Here is a 16,267-nt window from a genome sequence, read left to right on the forward strand (position 1 = left end):
AATGGCAGAAGTAATCAACATGCCGCGATTGAGCGACACCATGGAAGAAGGTGTTGTAGCATCGTGGTTGAAAAAAGTAGGAGATAAAGTTGAAGAAGGAGACATTCTTGCCGAAATCGAGACCGATAAGGCTACTATGGAGTTTGAATCGTTTTATAACGGTACATTACTTCACATAGGTGTACAAGAAGGAGAAACCGCACCGGTAGATCAATTGCTTTGTATTCTAGGAGAAGAAGGTGAAGATATTTCTGGCCTATTGGATGGATCATCTGATGGAGACAAGAAAGAATCAAAGTCTGACGATTCAGATAATACCAGCGATTCTGACGAGTCTGATGATGACGAATCATCTGAGGATGATGAGAACGAAGACAAATCCGATTCAGATTCTGATGAATCAGAAGATTCTGGAAGCGATGAATTACCAGAAGGAGTTGAGATCATTACCATGCCGCGATTGAGCGACACCATGGAAGAAGGTACGGTGGCATCATGGCTTAAGAAAGAAGGAGACGAGGTAGATGAAGGCGATATTCTTGCAGAAATTGAAACCGACAAGGCGACAATGGAGTTTGAATCTTTTTATAAAGGAACACTTCTTAAAATTGGTATCCAAGAAGGAGAGACCGCTGCTGTAGATTCTTTATTAGCAATTTTAGGTCCAAAGGGAACTGATGTTTCTGGGATTGACATGAAAGGTAAATCTTCTGGTGAGTCCAAAAAGGAATCCAAAAAAGACGACTCTAAAAAACAGGAATCAAAAGACGATTCTAAAAAAGAAAACAAATCAGAACCTACGGCCGATAAAAAACAGGCTTCAGTTCCAGATTATTCTGGTCCTAGTAAAAGTTCTGATGAATCATCATCATCCAGCAGTACTAGTAATGGCGACCGCATCTTTGCTTCTCCGTTAGCTAAGAAAATGGCTGAAGACAAAGGCATTGATCTTTCTTCTGTAAAAGGAAGTGGTGAAAATGGTCGTGTCATCAAGAAAGATATTGAGAATTACAAGCCAGGAACATCAACAGGTGGATCTGCTGCAGCTCAAGATTATCAACCAGTTGATGAAGAAGAATGGGAAGAAGTTCCTAATTCTCAAATGCGCAAAACGATTGCCAAGCGTTTGGGTCAATCTAAATTTACAGCACCACATTATTATCTTGGGTTAGACCTAGATATGGATAATGCAATAGCGAGCCGTAAGGCGATCAACGAGTTGCCAGATACCAAAATCAGCTTTAACGATATGGTGATCAAGGCAGCTGCCATGGCATTGCGTAAGCATCCTAAAGTGAATACTTCATGGACAGATGCAGCTACTAAAATTGCAAAGCATATCCATATAGGTGTTGCTGTAGCCGTTGACGATGGATTATTGGTTCCAGTATTACCTTTTGCAGATCAAATGAGCATGCAACAAATAGGTGGTAAAGTAAGAGAACTGGCAGGTAAGGCTCGCAACAAAAAGCTACAACCTAAGGAAATGGAAGGAAGTACATTCACGATTTCAAACTTGGGTATGTTTGGTATAACAGAGTTTACCTCGATCATCAATCAGCCTAACAGTGCGATCATGTCCGTAGGTGCTATTGTACAAAAACCAGTGGTTAAGGATGGTCAAATTGTAATTGGAAATGTGATGAAAATCACATTGGCTTGTGATCATAGAACCGTTGATGGTGCCACTGGCGCTGCATTCCTACAAACTTTTAAATCTTATATTGAGAATCCTATCGTAATGTACGTATAGCAATTATTCATATTGAATATTGAAGCGCTGGTCAGGAATGACCAGCGTTTTTATTTACAGCGCCATCTGTATCCTTTTCAAATTCGGCAGACAATTCCGTATTTTTATAAAATAAATTTTCCTGATGAAAAAAATGATCTTTATCCTGGTTGCTGTAACTATAGCAGCCTGTGGAACCAGTAACCGAATTAATGATTTATCCAATAATACATCCACTACTTCTAAGAAGAACCGTGCAAAACTGCCGTCTAGCAACGCCACCCAAATCGCCATTGACGTTCAGTATTTATCAAGCGATGAATTAATGGGTAGAGATACTGGTAGTGAAGGTATAGAAATGGCAGCTAAATATTTGAAGGAACGATTTGAATCAATAGGGATCCAGCCTTATGGCGATTCTTATATGCAACCCTTTAAAAATGATAAAGCAAGTGGTAACAATGTCGTAGCAGTCTTGAACGGGTCCGATAAGGAGCTGATGAAGGAAACCATAGTCATCGGTGCACATTATGACCATATAGGAATCATTCAGGCGGTGGCTGGAGACAGTATTGCAAATGGAGCTAATGATAATGCTACTGGAACGGCTAGTGTTATGGCCATTGCAGAAATGTTCAAGAAGCTTGATTTTAATAGACGCAAGGTAGTTTTTGCATTGTTTTCTGCTGAAGAGAAAGGACTGGTAGGATCTCGTGAATTGGCAAAGCAAATGAAAGCTAGCGGTGAGAATGTAGTGGCGATGATCAATTTGGAAATGACGGGAACGCCTATGGTTGGCAAGGATTACATCACCTATTTGACAGGTTACGATACGTCAAATATGGGCGAGATCTTCAATAAAGAAAATGAAAATCGTGTAGTAACTGCAAAATTGGAGGCTGCTGCGCAAATGAATCTTTTCGTGCGTTCAGATAATTATGCATTTTACGAAGTTTTCAAGGTACCATCTCAAACCTTGAGCACTTTTGATTTCACAAATTTTGATGAATATCATAAAGTAGGTGATGAAATTAGTGGAGTGAACGCTCAGCATATGTCAGAAGTTGTCGATGCCGTTTTTCCTGGTATTTTCTTTATGGTAAATGAGGAAGGATTAAAAATGAATCCAGTAACAAATGAGTAAAAATGTCGTAATAACCGGTACTAGCCGCGGTATAGGATTTGAACTCGCTCAATTATTTGCGAGCAATGGTGATAGGGTGATGGCGCTTTCGCGAAAGCAAAATTCCATTAATCAACTGCAAAACGATAAGATTACTGCAGTCCATTGTGATCTTGCAAGTGAGAAGAGTATACTAGACGCTGCCGAAGAAATCAACATGAAGTTTGATCGCATTGATATTCTAATTCACAATGCAGGTTTGCTTGTGAATAAGCCTTTCAAAGAATTAACTAAAGCCGATTTTCTCAATTGCTACGAAGTTAATGTTTTTGGGGTATCAGGATTGACTCAGGCTCTGCTACCATTAATGAAAAGTGATGGGCATGTAGTAGCAATAAGCTCCATGGGCGGCATTCAAGGCAGCGCCAAGTTTCCTGGACTTGCAGCCTACAGCAGCGCAAAAGCCGCAGTAATCACACTTTTCGAACTTCTCGCAGAAGAATATAAAGAAAACGGACCTTCATTTAATACATTGGCTCTGGGAGCAGTACAGACAGAAATGCTCGCCGAAGCTTTTCCAGGTTACGAGGCACCACTACAACCCATAGAAATGGCACAGTATATAATGGATTTTGCCCTAACAGGGAATAAGTTCTACAATGGTAAAACTTTAGAGGTGAGTTCTAGTACGCCTTAAGAAAGAAGGATCAGCGTACTGCATTCGAAAAAATAATTATTACTCAGGAATTGTCTAAAGGTGTGAATTCTGTTGATCTTCTTTAGAATGAATTTCTTAAATTAATAATTACTATTCAGGTGAGTTTGGCAATTTCCCATACTACATACTACATACTACATACTACATTCTACATACTCCATAAGGTTTACTACGTACTACTAACTACCTTAATCTTACCCTTAACAACCTCAGCAAGTTCACGGGCTTTTTCAATTTCCTTAGCGACGATAGTCACATGTCCCATCTTTCGGAACGGTCTCGTTTGTTTCTTGCCGTAAATGTGTGGTGTCACACCTTCCATCCCGAGAATTTCCTCGATTCCGTCGTAGACAACATTCCCAGTATGACCTTCGGCGCCTACAAGGTTTACCATTACTGCTGGAAGAACGGTGTCTGTAGATCCTAACGGCAGATTCAATACACAGCGTACCTGTTGTTCAAACTGATCTGTGACTGCGCCTTCAATGGAGTAGTGGCCGCTGTTGTGTGGTCTTGGCGCTACTTCGTTTACGAGAATTTCGCCACTTTTGGTCAAGAACATTTCCACAGCCAGAAGTCCTACATGGTCAAAAGCCTCAGAAACTTTCAAGGCTAGATCGCGTGCTTTTTTTGAAACATCATCAGATATTCTCGCAGGGCAGATTACATATTCTACTTGGTTAGCTTCTGGATGGAATTCCATTTCCACAACAGGATATGTTTTCATGTCGCCGTTGGCATTGCGAGCAACAATCACTGCGAGCTCCATCTCAAAATCAATCATGTCTTCATAAATACATTCTTCGGCTGGTAGGTTTTTCAAATCCTTGGAAGATCTGATGACTTTGACACCTTTGCCGTCGTAGCCGCCTTCGGCGCTTTTCCAGATGAATGGGTAATTGCGATTTGTATCAGAACTGGGTTGTTCCAGTATTTCAAATGGTGCGGTAGGTATGTTGTACTCTTGATAAAATGTTTTTTGGGTGGCCTTGTTGCGTATGAGGTTCAGCACATGGGAACTAGGAGATACCGCGATACCTTCTTTTTCTAAATCTTCCAGTGCTTGTACATTCACATTCTCAATTTCTATCGTGAGCACATCTACCTGACGACCAAATTCCATTACGGCTTCATAATCCATTATATCACCTTCAAAAAATACAGTACAACCTTCAAAGGCTGGTGCCGTATCTGCACTGTCCATCACGTAGGTCTGAATGTCCCATTTACGGGTGGTGTACAACATCATTTTTCCCAACTGTCCACCGCCGAGAATACCTAATCTAAAATCTGAAGAAAATAGCGTCTGTTCCATGCGATAAAAATACAAGTTCTGTAATGGTTTCTACTAAATTATTTGAACTGGCTCGCGTTAGTGATTGCAGTGAAAATCCTTTATGACAATACTGCATTCATCGCAGTATTGACATAAAGATTGAAACGGAAAGCACGGCCGCAGGCAACGCCCTAAGAAACATGCTGGTTAAAACGTAGACGCTCATTCTAACAGCAGGAAATAGTCACATTATCAAAAAACCTCCTACATCAAATCCTTATCTTTGTAGAAAATTACCATAGTGATCAAACTACACGATCTATATTTCAAACCGTTCCTGAGTGTTAAGGAAATTGAGAATGCGGTAGAGAATCTAGCTTACCAAATCAATAGAGATTTAAAGGGAAAAAAGCCTGTCTTTTTGGGTATTTTGAATGGCAGTTATATAGTGCTTGCAGATTTGACCCGTAAGTTTCAGGGCGATTGTGAGATTGGTTTTTTGCGCACGAGCAGCTATGCGGGAACATCGTCCACCGGTGAGATCAGGCTGGACATGGAACTGGATATAGACTTAAGTGATCGTGTCGTTGTTATTGTGGAAGATATCGTGGATAGTGGATTGACGGTAGATGCGCTTTCGCGAAAGCTTAAAAGCCAAAATCCTTCTGCACTCCACATAGCCACTTTGTTCCTCAAGCCAGAGGTTTACAATCGGGACCTGAAGATTGATTATGTAGGGCAGAATATCGAGAACAAATTTGTCGTGGGATACGGCATGGATTATAATAACCTAGGGCGCAACCTGCCCGAACTTTATGTACAGACCAAACCAATGAAAAACATCGTACTTTTTGGACCTCCAGGAGCAGGAAAAGGAACACAGGCAGAACGTCTTAAGGAGAAATATGGATTGATCCACATTTCCACCGGTGATGTATTTAGATACAACATCAAGAATGCAACGGAACTGGGAACGCTTGCCAAATCCTTTATGGATAAAGGGAATCTGGTTCCTGATGAAGTCACGATCAAAATGCTGAATGCTGAAGTGGAGAAACATCCTGAAGCAGCTGGTTTTATCTTTGATGGCTTCCCTAGAACTGATGCACAAGCAAAATCTCTAGACGAATTATTGGAAAGCAAAGACACGCAAGTGAGCGGAATGGTAGCGCTAGAGGTAGATGATGAGGTACTGGTACAGAGATTACTGGAACGAGGAAAGAGCAGTGGTCGCGTGGACGATGCCAATGAACAGGTCATCAGAGACCGCATCAAGGTGTATTACCAGCAAACGGCACCACTGAAAAACTACTACCAGAAACAAAATAAATATTACGGCGTGGACGGTGAAGGTTCTATTGATAAAATCACAGATCGCTTGAGTGCAGAGTTTGATAAACTTTAATATTTTTTCACTTTCTGTCCATCTACTGCATACAATAAACTGATACCAAGTAACGAATAACGAATCCATGACTGAAGGAAATTTTGTAGACTACACTAAGGTTCATCTCGAGTCAGGTCGTGGCGGTAAGGGAAGTACACATTTACACAGGGAAAAATATGTAGAGAAAGGTGGTCCCGATGGTGGTGATGGTGGTCGTGGTGGTCATATCATTATCCGCGGGAACAAGAATCTCTGGACGTTGTATCACTTTAAATACAAGCGTCACTTCAAATCTGCGCAAGGTGGTAACGGTGCAAAACAGCGCCGTACCGGTGAGGATGGTGAAGATATCTATATCGATTTGCCATTAGGAACCGTTATTAAAAATACCGAAACTGGTCAAATCATTCATGAGGTGTTGGATGACGGCGATGAATTTATCATCGCTGAAGGTGGAATGGGTGGAAAAGGAAACTGGCACTTTAAAAGTTCCACGAGACAAACGCCACGTTATGCACAACCAGGAACTGAAGGTGAAGAATTAGAAGTAACTTTTGAACTCAAAATCCTTGCAGATGTTGGATTAGTTGGATTTCCCAATGCTGGTAAATCTACATTATTGTCTGTAGTTACCGCAGCAAAACCTAAGATTGCCAACTATGAATTCACGACCTTGAAACCTAATCTTGGTATCGTTGAGTATAGAGATTTCCAAACTTTTGTAATGGCAGATATTCCGGGAATTATTGAAGGCGCCGCAGAAGGTAAAGGAATAGGTCACCGTTTTTTACGTCACATTGAACGCAATTCTACATTACTATTCCTCATCCCAGCAGATGCAAAGGATATTAACGAGCAATATCAGATTTTGCTTAATGAGTTGCGCAAGTACAATCCAGAAATGCTGGATAAAGAGCGCTTTGTTGCTATCTCAAAATCGGACATGCTGGATGAAGAATTGATGGGCGAAATGAAAGAGATGCTTGACGATCAAGGAGCTTTTGACGGTGCACCGTACATGTTCATAAGCGCTATAAGCCAATACAACATCCAACAATTGAAAGATCGATTGTGGCAGATGTTGAATCGTAAATTAGGTTCTAATTAAACCCCAAACTGCCTAAAATGATGGTCTAGGTGTTTGTATTGTACCTTTCCCCATTGATCTTTAGTGAAATTGCCAAACATGGGATGAGATCTTCTGTTATTATTCTCACGGTCGTACCATAATTCCTGCATCCACTGATCCAACTTTTCTTTCTCGCTTTCAAAATCTTTGGAATCGGCTACTTTTAGGGATGGTGCTGTAGGCAGGTTTTTACGAAATGGCTTATCGGAATACAAAGATTTTTTGAAAAACACTTTTGCAAACCAATTGGACTTCACAACAACTTTTTCTTTTTCAAGAGCAATTTGAATGGGATACTGGCAGTGTTTGAACATTTGTGCAGCATCCATTTTGCCCCATTCAGGAGTTTTGTTGGAATCTATTTGTTGCAAGCGATCGCGCAACGAATTGTAGGTAGGTTCATCAAAGAAAGATTCCATAATATTGAGATTTAAGTTATTCGTATAGTAGATACTTCTCTCTAGCTGCTTTAAAATCTTCAAGTCCTTCTTCCCATGTGGCAGCAATTTCATCTGCGCTCATTCCTTTCTCGATCTGTTGTTGCAAGATTTCAGTACCGGCTAGCTTTGTAAAAAACGAGTTGAAGAAAGATTGTTTGTAGGGCGCTTTCGCGTAAGCGTCAACAAGAAACTCTAGGTTCAATTTATCTAACTGCGGATATTCCCGTAAGTCCACGCCAAAACATTTTTTACCATTAAACAATGGTCGTTTAGCGCCACGATTGGGTGATGGAGTAAAAGCAAAATCACGGTATTTGGCCAGTGATGGAGAGCCGTACACCTGGAACTGCATATCTGTACCGCGACCTACACTTACATCGGTTCCCTCAAAAAAGCATAGGCTCGGATATAGATTGATGGATTGAGCGTTTGGCAGATTTGGTGATGGTGAGATGGGCAGCTCGTAAGGAGTTTCGTGGGTATAATCTTTTACAGTGATCACATTAAGCTCGGCTTTCTTGCCATACTCAAGCCAGCCTTCTCCATTGATCATCTGTGCATATTCTCCTATAGTCATGCCGTGAACGACAGGTACTGGATGCATGCCCACAAAGCTTTTGTGTTCAGGATCTAGGATAGGCCCATCTACATAGTGACCGTTGGGATTGGGTCTGTCAAGAATGTAAACTGTTTTGTTATGCTCTGCAGCGGCTTCCATTACGTAATGCAGTGTGGAGATATAGGTGTAGAAACGTGCACCTACATCTTGAATGTCAAAAAGGATCACGTCTACATCTGCCAGTTGAGCCTTAGTAGGTTTTTTATTGTTTCCATAAAGGGAAACAATGGGCAAGCCCGACCGCTGGTCAACTCCATCTGCAACGGCGGCACCAGCATCTGCATCACCTCTAAAACCGTGTTCAGGAGCAAAAACTTTTCTCACATCAACATTGAGCGATAATAGGGTGTCTACTATATGTACGTACCGCATTTTAATCGCCTGATCCCAAGTGCGGCGCTCCTTCATAGAGCTACTGCTTACCACGCTGGTTTGGTTTCCAACCACAGCAACTCTTTTACCCTCAAGCTGGTTAACCCAAGTTGCTAATTGATCTGCTGCTGGGATAGGTTTGTTTTGTAATGGTTTCAACAATTTGGTGCTATCGATCGCGTTTGATTGCAGATCGACTAGTTCTTTAGGCTGGGTTTTATTTTTGTTATTGATGCCGGCATCGCAGGAAGTAAACACCAAAGCACAAGCGATTATGGTATATTTGAAAATTGAAGGGAATTGAGTGAATCTAGAGTATTTCATAGCGCGTCGCGTACAGCATAGTACAGAATATAAAAATAGCGTAAGTGCGCCGATAATTAAAATCGCCACCGCTGCAATTGCCATAGGAATGATTGTGATGATCATTGCCGTGGCTACTGGTGTAGGTCTGCAAAAAAAGATTCGGGAGAAGGTGAGCGCCTTCAATGGCGACATCACCATCTCACTTTTTGATCGTAACAACTCGATCACAACGGTCAAACCCATCAGTATCAATCAAGACTTTTATCCAGATTTCTCGAGTGTATCACAGGTCAGTCATGTTCAGGCGGTAGCTACAAAAGGAGCCATGATTCGCACTGCTACAGATTTTGAAGGTGTGATTTTAAAAGGAGTAGGCACGGACTACCGCTGGGATAGCTTCAACGATTTCCTGATAGAAGGTGCATTGCCAGATGTGTCACAAGAAGCTACCTCAAAAGATATTTTGATTTCTGATGACATTGCTCGCAGGTTACAGCTTAAGGTAGGAGATAAGGCACCTACTTATTTCATGAAGGAAAATGAAGAACCACTAGCCAGAGCATTCAATGTCATAGGAATCTATGACAGCGGCCTTGCCGAATATGATACGAAATTCATTCTAGGCGACATACGCAATATCCAGAAAATCAATAAATGGAATGAAGACGAGATAGGTAAGTTTGAGGTTTTTATTGATGATTTTGAGAACATCGATGAGATTGGTAAGGACGTGTTTTTGAAAGTCCCGCAGATGTTGGATGCCAGAACGATCAAGGATCAGTATCCTACCATTTTTCAATGGCTGGCATTATTGGACAGTAATGTTTACGGTATTATAGCCATCATTTTGATTGTTGGAATTATTAATATGATCACGGCATTGTTGGTGTTGATCTTAGATCGCACCGGTATGATTGGATTACTCAAATCGCTGGGTGCCAGTGACTGGACCGTCCGTAAGATATTCTTGTATAATGCCATGAGCTTGATTTTGAAAGGCCTTTTCTGGGGAAATCTCATAGGTTTGGGGCTAGTCGCACTACAGTATTTCTTTGCGCCACTGACATTAGATCCATCTACGTATTACGTAACTGAGGCACCGGTTTACATCTCATGGTGGCATGTGCTGCTGCTCAACTTAGGCACATTCCTTATCTGCCTTTTGGTGCTCATCATACCCACATATATCGTCAGTCGCATATCGCCCGTCAAGGCTATGCGTTTTGAATAGATGATAATTGTTACGCTTTCGCGAAAGCGAAAGAGCCATCAATCATTACCCTAGAAATAAGACCTTGATTTTACCTACAAACCTTATTTCAAAAATCCTAAATTTGCAAGGCAAAACAAGATCATGAAGTACGCTGAAAATATACTGGAGACCATAGGAGATACACCTTTGGTAAAGATGAATAAGTTGGTTGAGGATCTACCATGTCTGGTGTTAGCCAAATATGAGACCTTCAATCCAGGAAACAGCGTCAAGGATCGTATGGGATTGATGATGATCGAGGATGCAGAGGCAGACGGTCGTCTGAAACCAGGCGGTACGATCATCGAGGGAACCAGCGGAAACACTGGAATGGGACTGGCACTCGCTGCAATTATAAAAGGATACAAATTGATCTGTGTATTGAGCGACAAGCAATCCAAAGAAAAGATGGATATCCTTCGTGCCGTAGGAGCAGAGGTTCACGTTTGTCCAACTGACGTGGCACCAGATGACCCACAATCATATTATTCTACCAGTAAGCGATTGAGCGAAGAAATTCCAAATTCATGGTACGTCAATCAATACGACAATCCGTCGAATTGTAAGGCGCATTACATGAGCACCGGCCCAGAAATCTGGGAACAGACAGATGGTAAAGTGACCCATTTTGTGGTAGGCGTTGGAACTGGCGGAACCATTTCGGGTGTTGGGACTTATTTAAAAGGCAAGAATCCAGATATCAAAATCTGGGGAATCGATACCTATGGATCGGTTTTCAAGAAATACCATGAAACCGGAATTTTTGATGAAAAGGAAATTTACCCGTACGTCACTGAAGGAATTGGAGAAGATATCCTGCCGCTTAATGTGAGGTTTGAGGTTATCGATGGTTTTACCAAAGTAACTGATAAAGATGCCGCTATCTACACCAGAAGACTCGCTAAAGAAGAAGGAATGTTTCTAGGTAATAGTGCAGGAGCTGCCATTAAAGGTTTGTTACAGATCCATGAAGAAGTTGGGTTTACTAAGGATGACGTAGTTGTCATTTTGTACCACGATCACGGTTCACGTTACGTTGGTAAATTCTTCAACGATGAGTGGATGGCCTCAAAAGGATGGCTGGAAAATGACCCAGATTCTGAGTTGAAATAAAACGTTTGGCTTGCTTGAGTATTATCGCGAGCAACCAGAAAATAATATTTATAATCTTTAATAAAATTGTGTTGAAGTCAATTAATGTTGGTTTAAGAATTCATACTCCAATGCTGGAAAAACAATAATTCTTCCAACTCTCTAGGAATCCATTATTTTAGCAATCCAACCTTGCTACATGCGTGAAGATTTCATCCATTATCTCTGGAAGTTCAAAAAACTAAGCGGCCTTAGTCTCAAAACGACGAAAGGTCATGAGCTTGTTATTAAATCTTTAGGTCAGCACAATCACCATTCTGGTCCAGATTTTTTCAATGCTCAAGTCAGCATTGATGAACAGTTATGGGCGGGAAATGTTGAGATGCATATCAAATCCAGCGACTGGTATAAACATGGTCACGATGACGATCCAGCTTATGATAATGTCATTCTCCATGTGGTCTGGAAACACGATGCAGAGATCACCAGACGTAGTGAAATTGACATTCCGGTATTGGAAGTAGCTCTATTTGTTCCAGATGATTTGATTCTCTCGTACACGAGACTATTTGCTTACAAAAACAATCAATTTATCAATTGTGAGAAATCTATCAGTCAAGTAGATTCTTTCCAAATTGATATGTGGCTGGAAAAAGTATTCATCCAGCGACTGGAACAGCGATACCGACGTATTGAAGAAAGCCTAACTAAAAATAATAATGACTGGGAAGCCACATTTTTGCAGATGCTGGCACGTAGTTTTGGCACTAAAGTAAATGCAGACGCCTTTGAACAATTGGCTACTTCCATCGATCAGTCTGTGGTAAGAAAGCTGGCTGCAGATGCTTTTCAGCTGGAGTCTGTATTGATGGGTTTAGCGGGATTGTTGAAGGATGAAAAAGAAGATCGCTACTTTAAGCAACTTGAGGAAGAGTTCGCTTTCGCGAAAGCGAAATTCCAACTACAGCATATCCACACACCTTTGAAATTTTTCAGGTTGCGACCGGCTAATTATCCTACCATTAGGTTGTCACAACTTGCGATGCTTTATCACAAAAATCCAATGCTTTTTGCAGAAATCATTCTGGCAAAAACAAAGACTCAAATCACCTCGCTATTTGATATCAAAGCAGCTAAATACTGGGATACGCATCATGTTTTTGACAAAGAAATAGAAGGCAGAGAAAAATCGCTCACGCCAGCATTCATTGATCTACTAATAATTAATTGTATCGTGCCTATAAAATTTGCTTACGCCAGATTCCACGGTAAGGAAAACACTGACGAGCTGCTCGATCTGATGCATGAGATTTCAATGGAAAAGAATACAGTTACTAAGGGTTTTAAGAAATTGATAGGTATTACAAATGCTAAGGAATCACAGGCGGTGCTCCAACTCAAGCCCAATTATTGCGATAAGAACTTATGTCTTAAATGTGATATAGGTGTGCAGTTAATGAGTGGTCAATAGTTAGAAAATTTTGCTTTCAATGAAGTACATTTGAATCATGGGTATTGTGACCAACTTACGGCATTACATGGAAAAATACGGTTTCTATGTTTCTACACGCATGGCTGATAGATTGGGCATGCGAGCGCGTAACGTACGCATCACTTTTATCTATTTTACATTTGCGACTTTGGGAGCCGGATTTGCCATCTATTTGATAATGGCATTTTGGTTACGATTAAAGGATTTAATTTATGTCAAACGCAGTTCTGTTTTTGATCTTTAATATTATACATGCGCAATAAGATAACGATAGCAGGTGCATTGCTAACCTTTATTTTGGTTACTGGTTGTTTGGGATACAGGTTTATGTTGGGCCTTTCCTGGATCGATGCGTTATACATGACGGTCATTACTATTACAACCGTAGGTTACCGTGAAATAGGTGATCCTAGTCCAGAAGCTAAGTTGTTTACCATTTTTATCATACTAACTAGTGTGGTGATTGTTGGTTATTCGGTTTCGGTTATTTCAGAATATTTACTTACTAGAAACTCGCTACAGGCACGAAGAGAACGCGCCAAGAAAAAACACCTTGAATCTATGGAAAATCATATTATAGTTTGCGGCTATGGTCGTAATGGAAAGCAGGCAGTAGCAAAACTTCAAGATTACAATCGTGATTATATCATCATTGAAAAGAATCAGGAAATTATCGACAATGCCCAGCTGGATGATAAATATTTTCTACGTGGTAACGCAAATGAGGATGAGGTACTTTTATCTGCTGGAATAGATAAAGCTTCTACCTTGATATCTGCTTTACCTGACGATGCAGATAACCTTTTCATCGTGTTAAGTGCGAGACAGCTTAACAAGGAATTGAAGATAATCTCTCGAGCAAGTGAAGAGACCAGTTATAAAAAATTGAAATTAGCTGGTGCTGACAATGTGATTCTTCCAGACCAGATAGGTGGACAACATATGGCATCACTTATAGTAAGCCCAGATTTAATCGAGTTTTGGGATAATTTGAGCTATGGAGGAGATGATGGTGTCAATCTAGAACAGGTTTCTTTTGAGCAAATGTTTGACCACCAGAATGAATGCACGATTATCGACCTTAACATGCGTCAAAAAACGGGTTGTACGATTATAGGTTACAAATCTCCAAATGGAGAATATATTGTAAACCCTAATCCAGATACTGTTATAGGAAAAGGGTCTAAAATCATCGTTGTAGGAAATTCCAATCAGATTGCTCAACTTCAAAAATCCTATAGGATTCACGAATAGCGTACCACTCATTTTACTATTTCTTAACAAAACTTTTAAAAGGCAGGATTTTTATGCATCTTGCTGGCTTAACCAAAAAATGAGTCTTAATTGATGAAAAATCTGAATAAAATTGTCTTGTTAGTGATGGCTATGATGCTATCAACGACTGTTTTTGCACAAGAGCAAGAAGTAGAAAAAGGAATTGATGAAAAGATTGATGATGCATTTGGATGGGCTACTGGCGATTATGTAGCGGGTGTATTTTATCAGATACCATTTGGGTCTGTTGAAGATGAAATGACGATTGAACTGGATGTGCTAGATCAAATGGCACCAGATCCTCTCAATCCTAGAGCGCCACGAGAATACAATGCTCCTGATGGTGTTAGATATTCAGTGGTTCAAGATACTTTACAGATAAATCGAATATCTCTTTCTGGAGATCAAATTGCCGAAGAGATTGTCCTTAGAGGTCAAAACCCAAATATTATAGTTGATGGTGGGACTTTCAAAATTGCTGCAGCAGATATCAATCCTGGTGATAGCGTAGATGTAGTTGCATCTGCTCCATTTACAAAAGTGTATTGGGTTCTTTTCCCTTTGATCTTAGGAGCGTTATTTTTTACATTTTACTTTAAGTTCATCAACTTTACCGGTATCTGGAGAGCTATTCAGGTGGTTCGAGGGAAATATGAAGACATTGAAAAGCATGGTGCTGAAATGCTCTATGGTGAAGATGGTATCGCAAATGGTGTCGATATCAATAAAGTAGATAGCCTAGAAGATCACATTGACGAAGTTAGTAATGAGATCAAGGTTGATGGAGATATTAAAGACACCATTAGAGATGAAAGTACAGATGGTGAAGTAAGCCACTTTCAAGCTTTGACCGCTGCACTTTCTGCAACGGTAGGCTTAGGTAATATTTCAGGTGTGGCAATAGCGGTATCTGTTGGTGGTGCTGGAGCAACATTCTGGATGATAGTCGCAGGTTTCTTAGGAATGGCGTCCAAGTTTGTGGAATGTACATTAGGTGTTAAATATCGTGACGTAGGTCCTGATGGAACTGTCTATGGTGGTCCAATGTATTACCTAACAAAAGGATTGAGGTCTATGGGACTTGCGGGATTAGGTAAAATCCTAGCCGTTCTTTTTGCAATTTTCTGTATTGGTGGATCCTTTGGTGGTGGGAACATGTTCCAAGCTAACCAGGCTGCACAAATGGTAGAGAATATCACCGGTGGTGCAGAATCATTCATGTATGGTTACCGCTGGGTGTTTGGTCTATTGATGGCAATATTCGTAGGTATTGTAATTATTGGTGGTATTAAATCCATTGCTAAAGTCACAGACAAGATTGTTCCTTTTATGGTGGTGATCTATGTAGGTGCTGCTATTTGGGTAATTCTTGCAAATTACGATATGGTTGGATCTGCATTTGGTGCAATCATCGATGGAGCATTTAGTCCGGAAGGAGTTGCCGGTGGTGCTGTTGGTGTGCTGGTTCAAGGATTTAGACGTGCTGCTTTCTCAAATGAAGCAGGTATTGGGTCTGCATCCATTGCTCACTCTGCAGTAAGAACTAAATATCCAGCCAGTGAAGGATTAGTGGCTCTTTTAGAACCTTTTGTAGATACGGTTGTAGTTTGTACAATGACAGCTATCGTTTTAATTATAACAGGTTATGTGAATCCAGAAAATGCAGGTCTAGCAGATGCAGACGCCATTTTATTAACTTCTGATGCTTTTGGCTCTGTAATTAGTTGGTTCCCTTACATGTTGACACTTGCGGTGGTAATGTTCGCATTCTCTACAATGATCTCATGGTCTTATTATGGATATCAGGCTTGGGCTTATTTGTTCGGTAGAACGACAAAAACGGAGTATACCTACAAGATCTTGTTCTGTATTTTTGTGGTGGTTGGTTCTGCAGCGAGTTTAGGAAACGTAATCGGGTTCTCTGATGCCATGATTTTCTCCATGCTCGTACCTAATATGATAGGTATCGTTTTATTAGCACCTAAAGTGAAGAAGGAATTCTCAAAATATATGGGAGCTATTAGATTAAAGCGCGAGGCGGTTAGCTAAAGCAT

14 protein-coding genes are annotated in these 16,267 nt (G+C 40.7%); 11 read left to right on the plus strand and 3 right to left on the minus strand.

All coding sequences use genetic code 11. From position 1 onward, the window contains the following. Position 1 precedes the first annotated feature (1 nt). The 3 genes from BLO34_RS14290 (at position 2) to BLO34_RS14300 (ending at position 3,552) form a co-directional block, all read left to right on the plus strand. Complete coding sequence (locus tag BLO34_RS14290; protein WP_090756275.1) at positions 2–1,753, plus strand: pyruvate dehydrogenase complex dihydrolipoamide acetyltransferase; 1,752 nt, start codon at positions 2–4, stop codon at positions 1,751–1,753. A 124-nt stretch (positions 1,754–1,877) separates the two neighbouring features. Next, entirely contained in the window at positions 1,878–2,876 is a 999-nt protein-coding gene (locus BLO34_RS14295; RefSeq protein WP_090756277.1) for a M20/M25/M40 family metallo-hydrolase, read from the plus strand. Then, complete coding sequence (locus BLO34_RS14300; RefSeq protein WP_090756279.1) at positions 2,869–3,552, plus strand: SDR family NAD(P)-dependent oxidoreductase; 684 nt, start codon at positions 2,869–2,871, stop codon at positions 3,550–3,552. The genes BLO34_RS14295 and BLO34_RS14300 overlap by 8 nt, the downstream gene beginning before the upstream one ends. A 190-nt stretch (positions 3,553–3,742) precedes the next feature. Here BLO34_RS14300 and BLO34_RS14305 read toward each other — a convergent pair whose 3' ends face one another. Further along, positions 3,743–4,888, minus strand: a complete 1,146-nt coding sequence (locus tag BLO34_RS14305; RefSeq protein ID WP_090756281.1) for a 5-(carboxyamino)imidazole ribonucleotide synthase — start codon at positions 4,886–4,888, stop codon at positions 3,743–3,745. Between the two features lie 262 nt (positions 4,889–5,150). On the opposite strand from BLO34_RS14305, the gene BLO34_RS14310 reads away from it, so the two are divergent. Next, positions 5,151–6,254 (plus strand): adenylate kinase, encoded by a 1,104-nt coding sequence (locus BLO34_RS14310; RefSeq protein WP_090756283.1) that lies wholly within the window; start codon positions 5,151–5,153, stop codon positions 6,252–6,254. 67 nt (positions 6,255–6,321) lie between these two features. After that, a complete protein-coding gene (gene obgE, locus BLO34_RS14315; protein ID WP_090756284.1) occupies positions 6,322–7,344 on the plus strand; it encodes a GTPase ObgE in 1,023 nt (340 codons plus the stop codon). On the opposite strand, the gene BLO34_RS14320 is transcribed toward obgE, so the two are convergent. Further along, entirely contained in the window at positions 7,341–7,784 is a 444-nt protein-coding gene (locus tag BLO34_RS14320) for a DUF1569 domain-containing protein (RefSeq protein WP_090756285.1), read from the minus strand. The genes obgE and BLO34_RS14320 overlap by 4 nt on opposite strands. A gap of 16 nt (positions 7,785–7,800) precedes the next feature. Beyond that, positions 7,801–9,120, minus strand: a complete 1,320-nt coding sequence (locus BLO34_RS14325) for an exo-beta-N-acetylmuramidase NamZ domain-containing protein (RefSeq protein ID WP_090756286.1) — start codon at positions 9,118–9,120, stop codon at positions 7,801–7,803. Here BLO34_RS14325 and BLO34_RS14330 point away from each other — a divergent pair. From BLO34_RS14330 to BLO34_RS14355, 6 genes are all read left to right on the plus strand, one after another. Continuing rightward, on the plus strand, positions 9,101–10,333 hold the full coding sequence (locus tag BLO34_RS14330) for an ABC transporter permease (RefSeq protein WP_090756288.1): 1,233 nt from the start codon (positions 9,101–9,103) through the stop codon (positions 10,331–10,333). The two genes, BLO34_RS14325 and BLO34_RS14330, sit on opposite strands and share 20 nt — an antisense overlap. A gap of 123 nt (positions 10,334–10,456) precedes the next feature. After that, positions 10,457–11,467 carry a PLP-dependent cysteine synthase family protein gene (locus tag BLO34_RS14335; protein ID WP_090756290.1) on the plus strand — a complete coding sequence of 337 codons (1,011 nt, stop codon included), beginning with the start codon at positions 10,457–10,459 and terminating at the stop codon, positions 11,465–11,467. Between the two features lie 178 nt (positions 11,468–11,645). Then, positions 11,646–12,917 carry a DUF2851 family protein gene (locus tag BLO34_RS14340; protein WP_090756292.1) on the plus strand — a complete coding sequence of 424 codons (1,272 nt, stop codon included), beginning with the start codon at positions 11,646–11,648 and terminating at the stop codon, positions 12,915–12,917. 37 nt (positions 12,918–12,954) lie between these two features. Next, entirely contained in the window at positions 12,955–13,182 is a 228-nt protein-coding gene (locus tag BLO34_RS14345) for a PspC domain-containing protein (RefSeq protein WP_172823977.1), read from the plus strand. An 8-nt stretch (positions 13,183–13,190) separates the two neighbouring features. Then, positions 13,191–14,192 carry a potassium channel family protein gene (locus tag BLO34_RS14350; protein WP_090756294.1) on the plus strand — a complete coding sequence of 334 codons (1,002 nt, stop codon included), beginning with the start codon at positions 13,191–13,193 and terminating at the stop codon, positions 14,190–14,192. A gap of 93 nt (positions 14,193–14,285) precedes the next feature. Beyond that, positions 14,286–16,262, plus strand: a complete 1,977-nt coding sequence (locus BLO34_RS14355; RefSeq protein ID WP_231959522.1) for an alanine/glycine:cation symporter family protein — start codon at positions 14,286–14,288, stop codon at positions 16,260–16,262. The last annotated feature ends 5 nt before the right edge of the window (positions 16,263–16,267 follow it).

The sequence above is a fragment of the Nonlabens sp. Hel1_33_55 genome (assembly GCF_900101765.1).
In the GTDB taxonomy this organism is placed as follows: domain Bacteria; phylum Bacteroidota; class Bacteroidia; order Flavobacteriales; family Flavobacteriaceae; genus Nonlabens.

Coding starts and splice junctions, on each gene's coding strand:
- BLO34_RS14290 (WP_090756275.1), top strand. CDS start 2: ATGGCAGAAGTAATCAACATGCCGCGATTGAGCGACACCATGGAAGAA.
- BLO34_RS14295 (WP_090756277.1), top strand. CDS start 1,878: ATGAAAAAAATGATCTTTATCCTGGTTGCTGTAACTATAGCAGCCTGT.
- BLO34_RS14300 (WP_090756279.1), top strand. CDS start 2,869: ATGAGTAAAAATGTCGTAATAACCGGTACTAGCCGCGGTATAGGATTT.
- BLO34_RS14305 (WP_090756281.1), bottom strand. CDS start 4,888: ATGGAACAGACGCTATTTTCTTCAGATTTTAGATTAGGTATTCTCGGC.
- obgE (WP_090756284.1), top strand. CDS start 6,322: ATGACTGAAGGAAATTTTGTAGACTACACTAAGGTTCATCTCGAGTCA.
- BLO34_RS14320 (WP_090756285.1), bottom strand. CDS start 7,784: ATGGAATCTTTCTTTGATGAACCTACCTACAATTCGTTGCGCGATCGC.
- BLO34_RS14325 (WP_090756286.1), bottom strand. CDS start 9,120: ATGAAATACTCTAGATTCACTCAATTCCCTTCAATTTTCAAATATACC.
- BLO34_RS14335 (WP_090756290.1), top strand. CDS start 10,457: ATGAAGTACGCTGAAAATATACTGGAGACCATAGGAGATACACCTTTG.
- BLO34_RS14340 (WP_090756292.1), top strand. CDS start 11,646: ATGCGTGAAGATTTCATCCATTATCTCTGGAAGTTCAAAAAACTAAGC.
- BLO34_RS14345 (WP_172823977.1), top strand. CDS start 12,955: ATGGGTATTGTGACCAACTTACGGCATTACATGGAAAAATACGGTTTC.
- BLO34_RS14350 (WP_090756294.1), top strand. CDS start 13,191: ATGCGCAATAAGATAACGATAGCAGGTGCATTGCTAACCTTTATTTTG.
- BLO34_RS14355 (WP_231959522.1), top strand. CDS start 14,286: ATGAAAAATCTGAATAAAATTGTCTTGTTAGTGATGGCTATGATGCTA.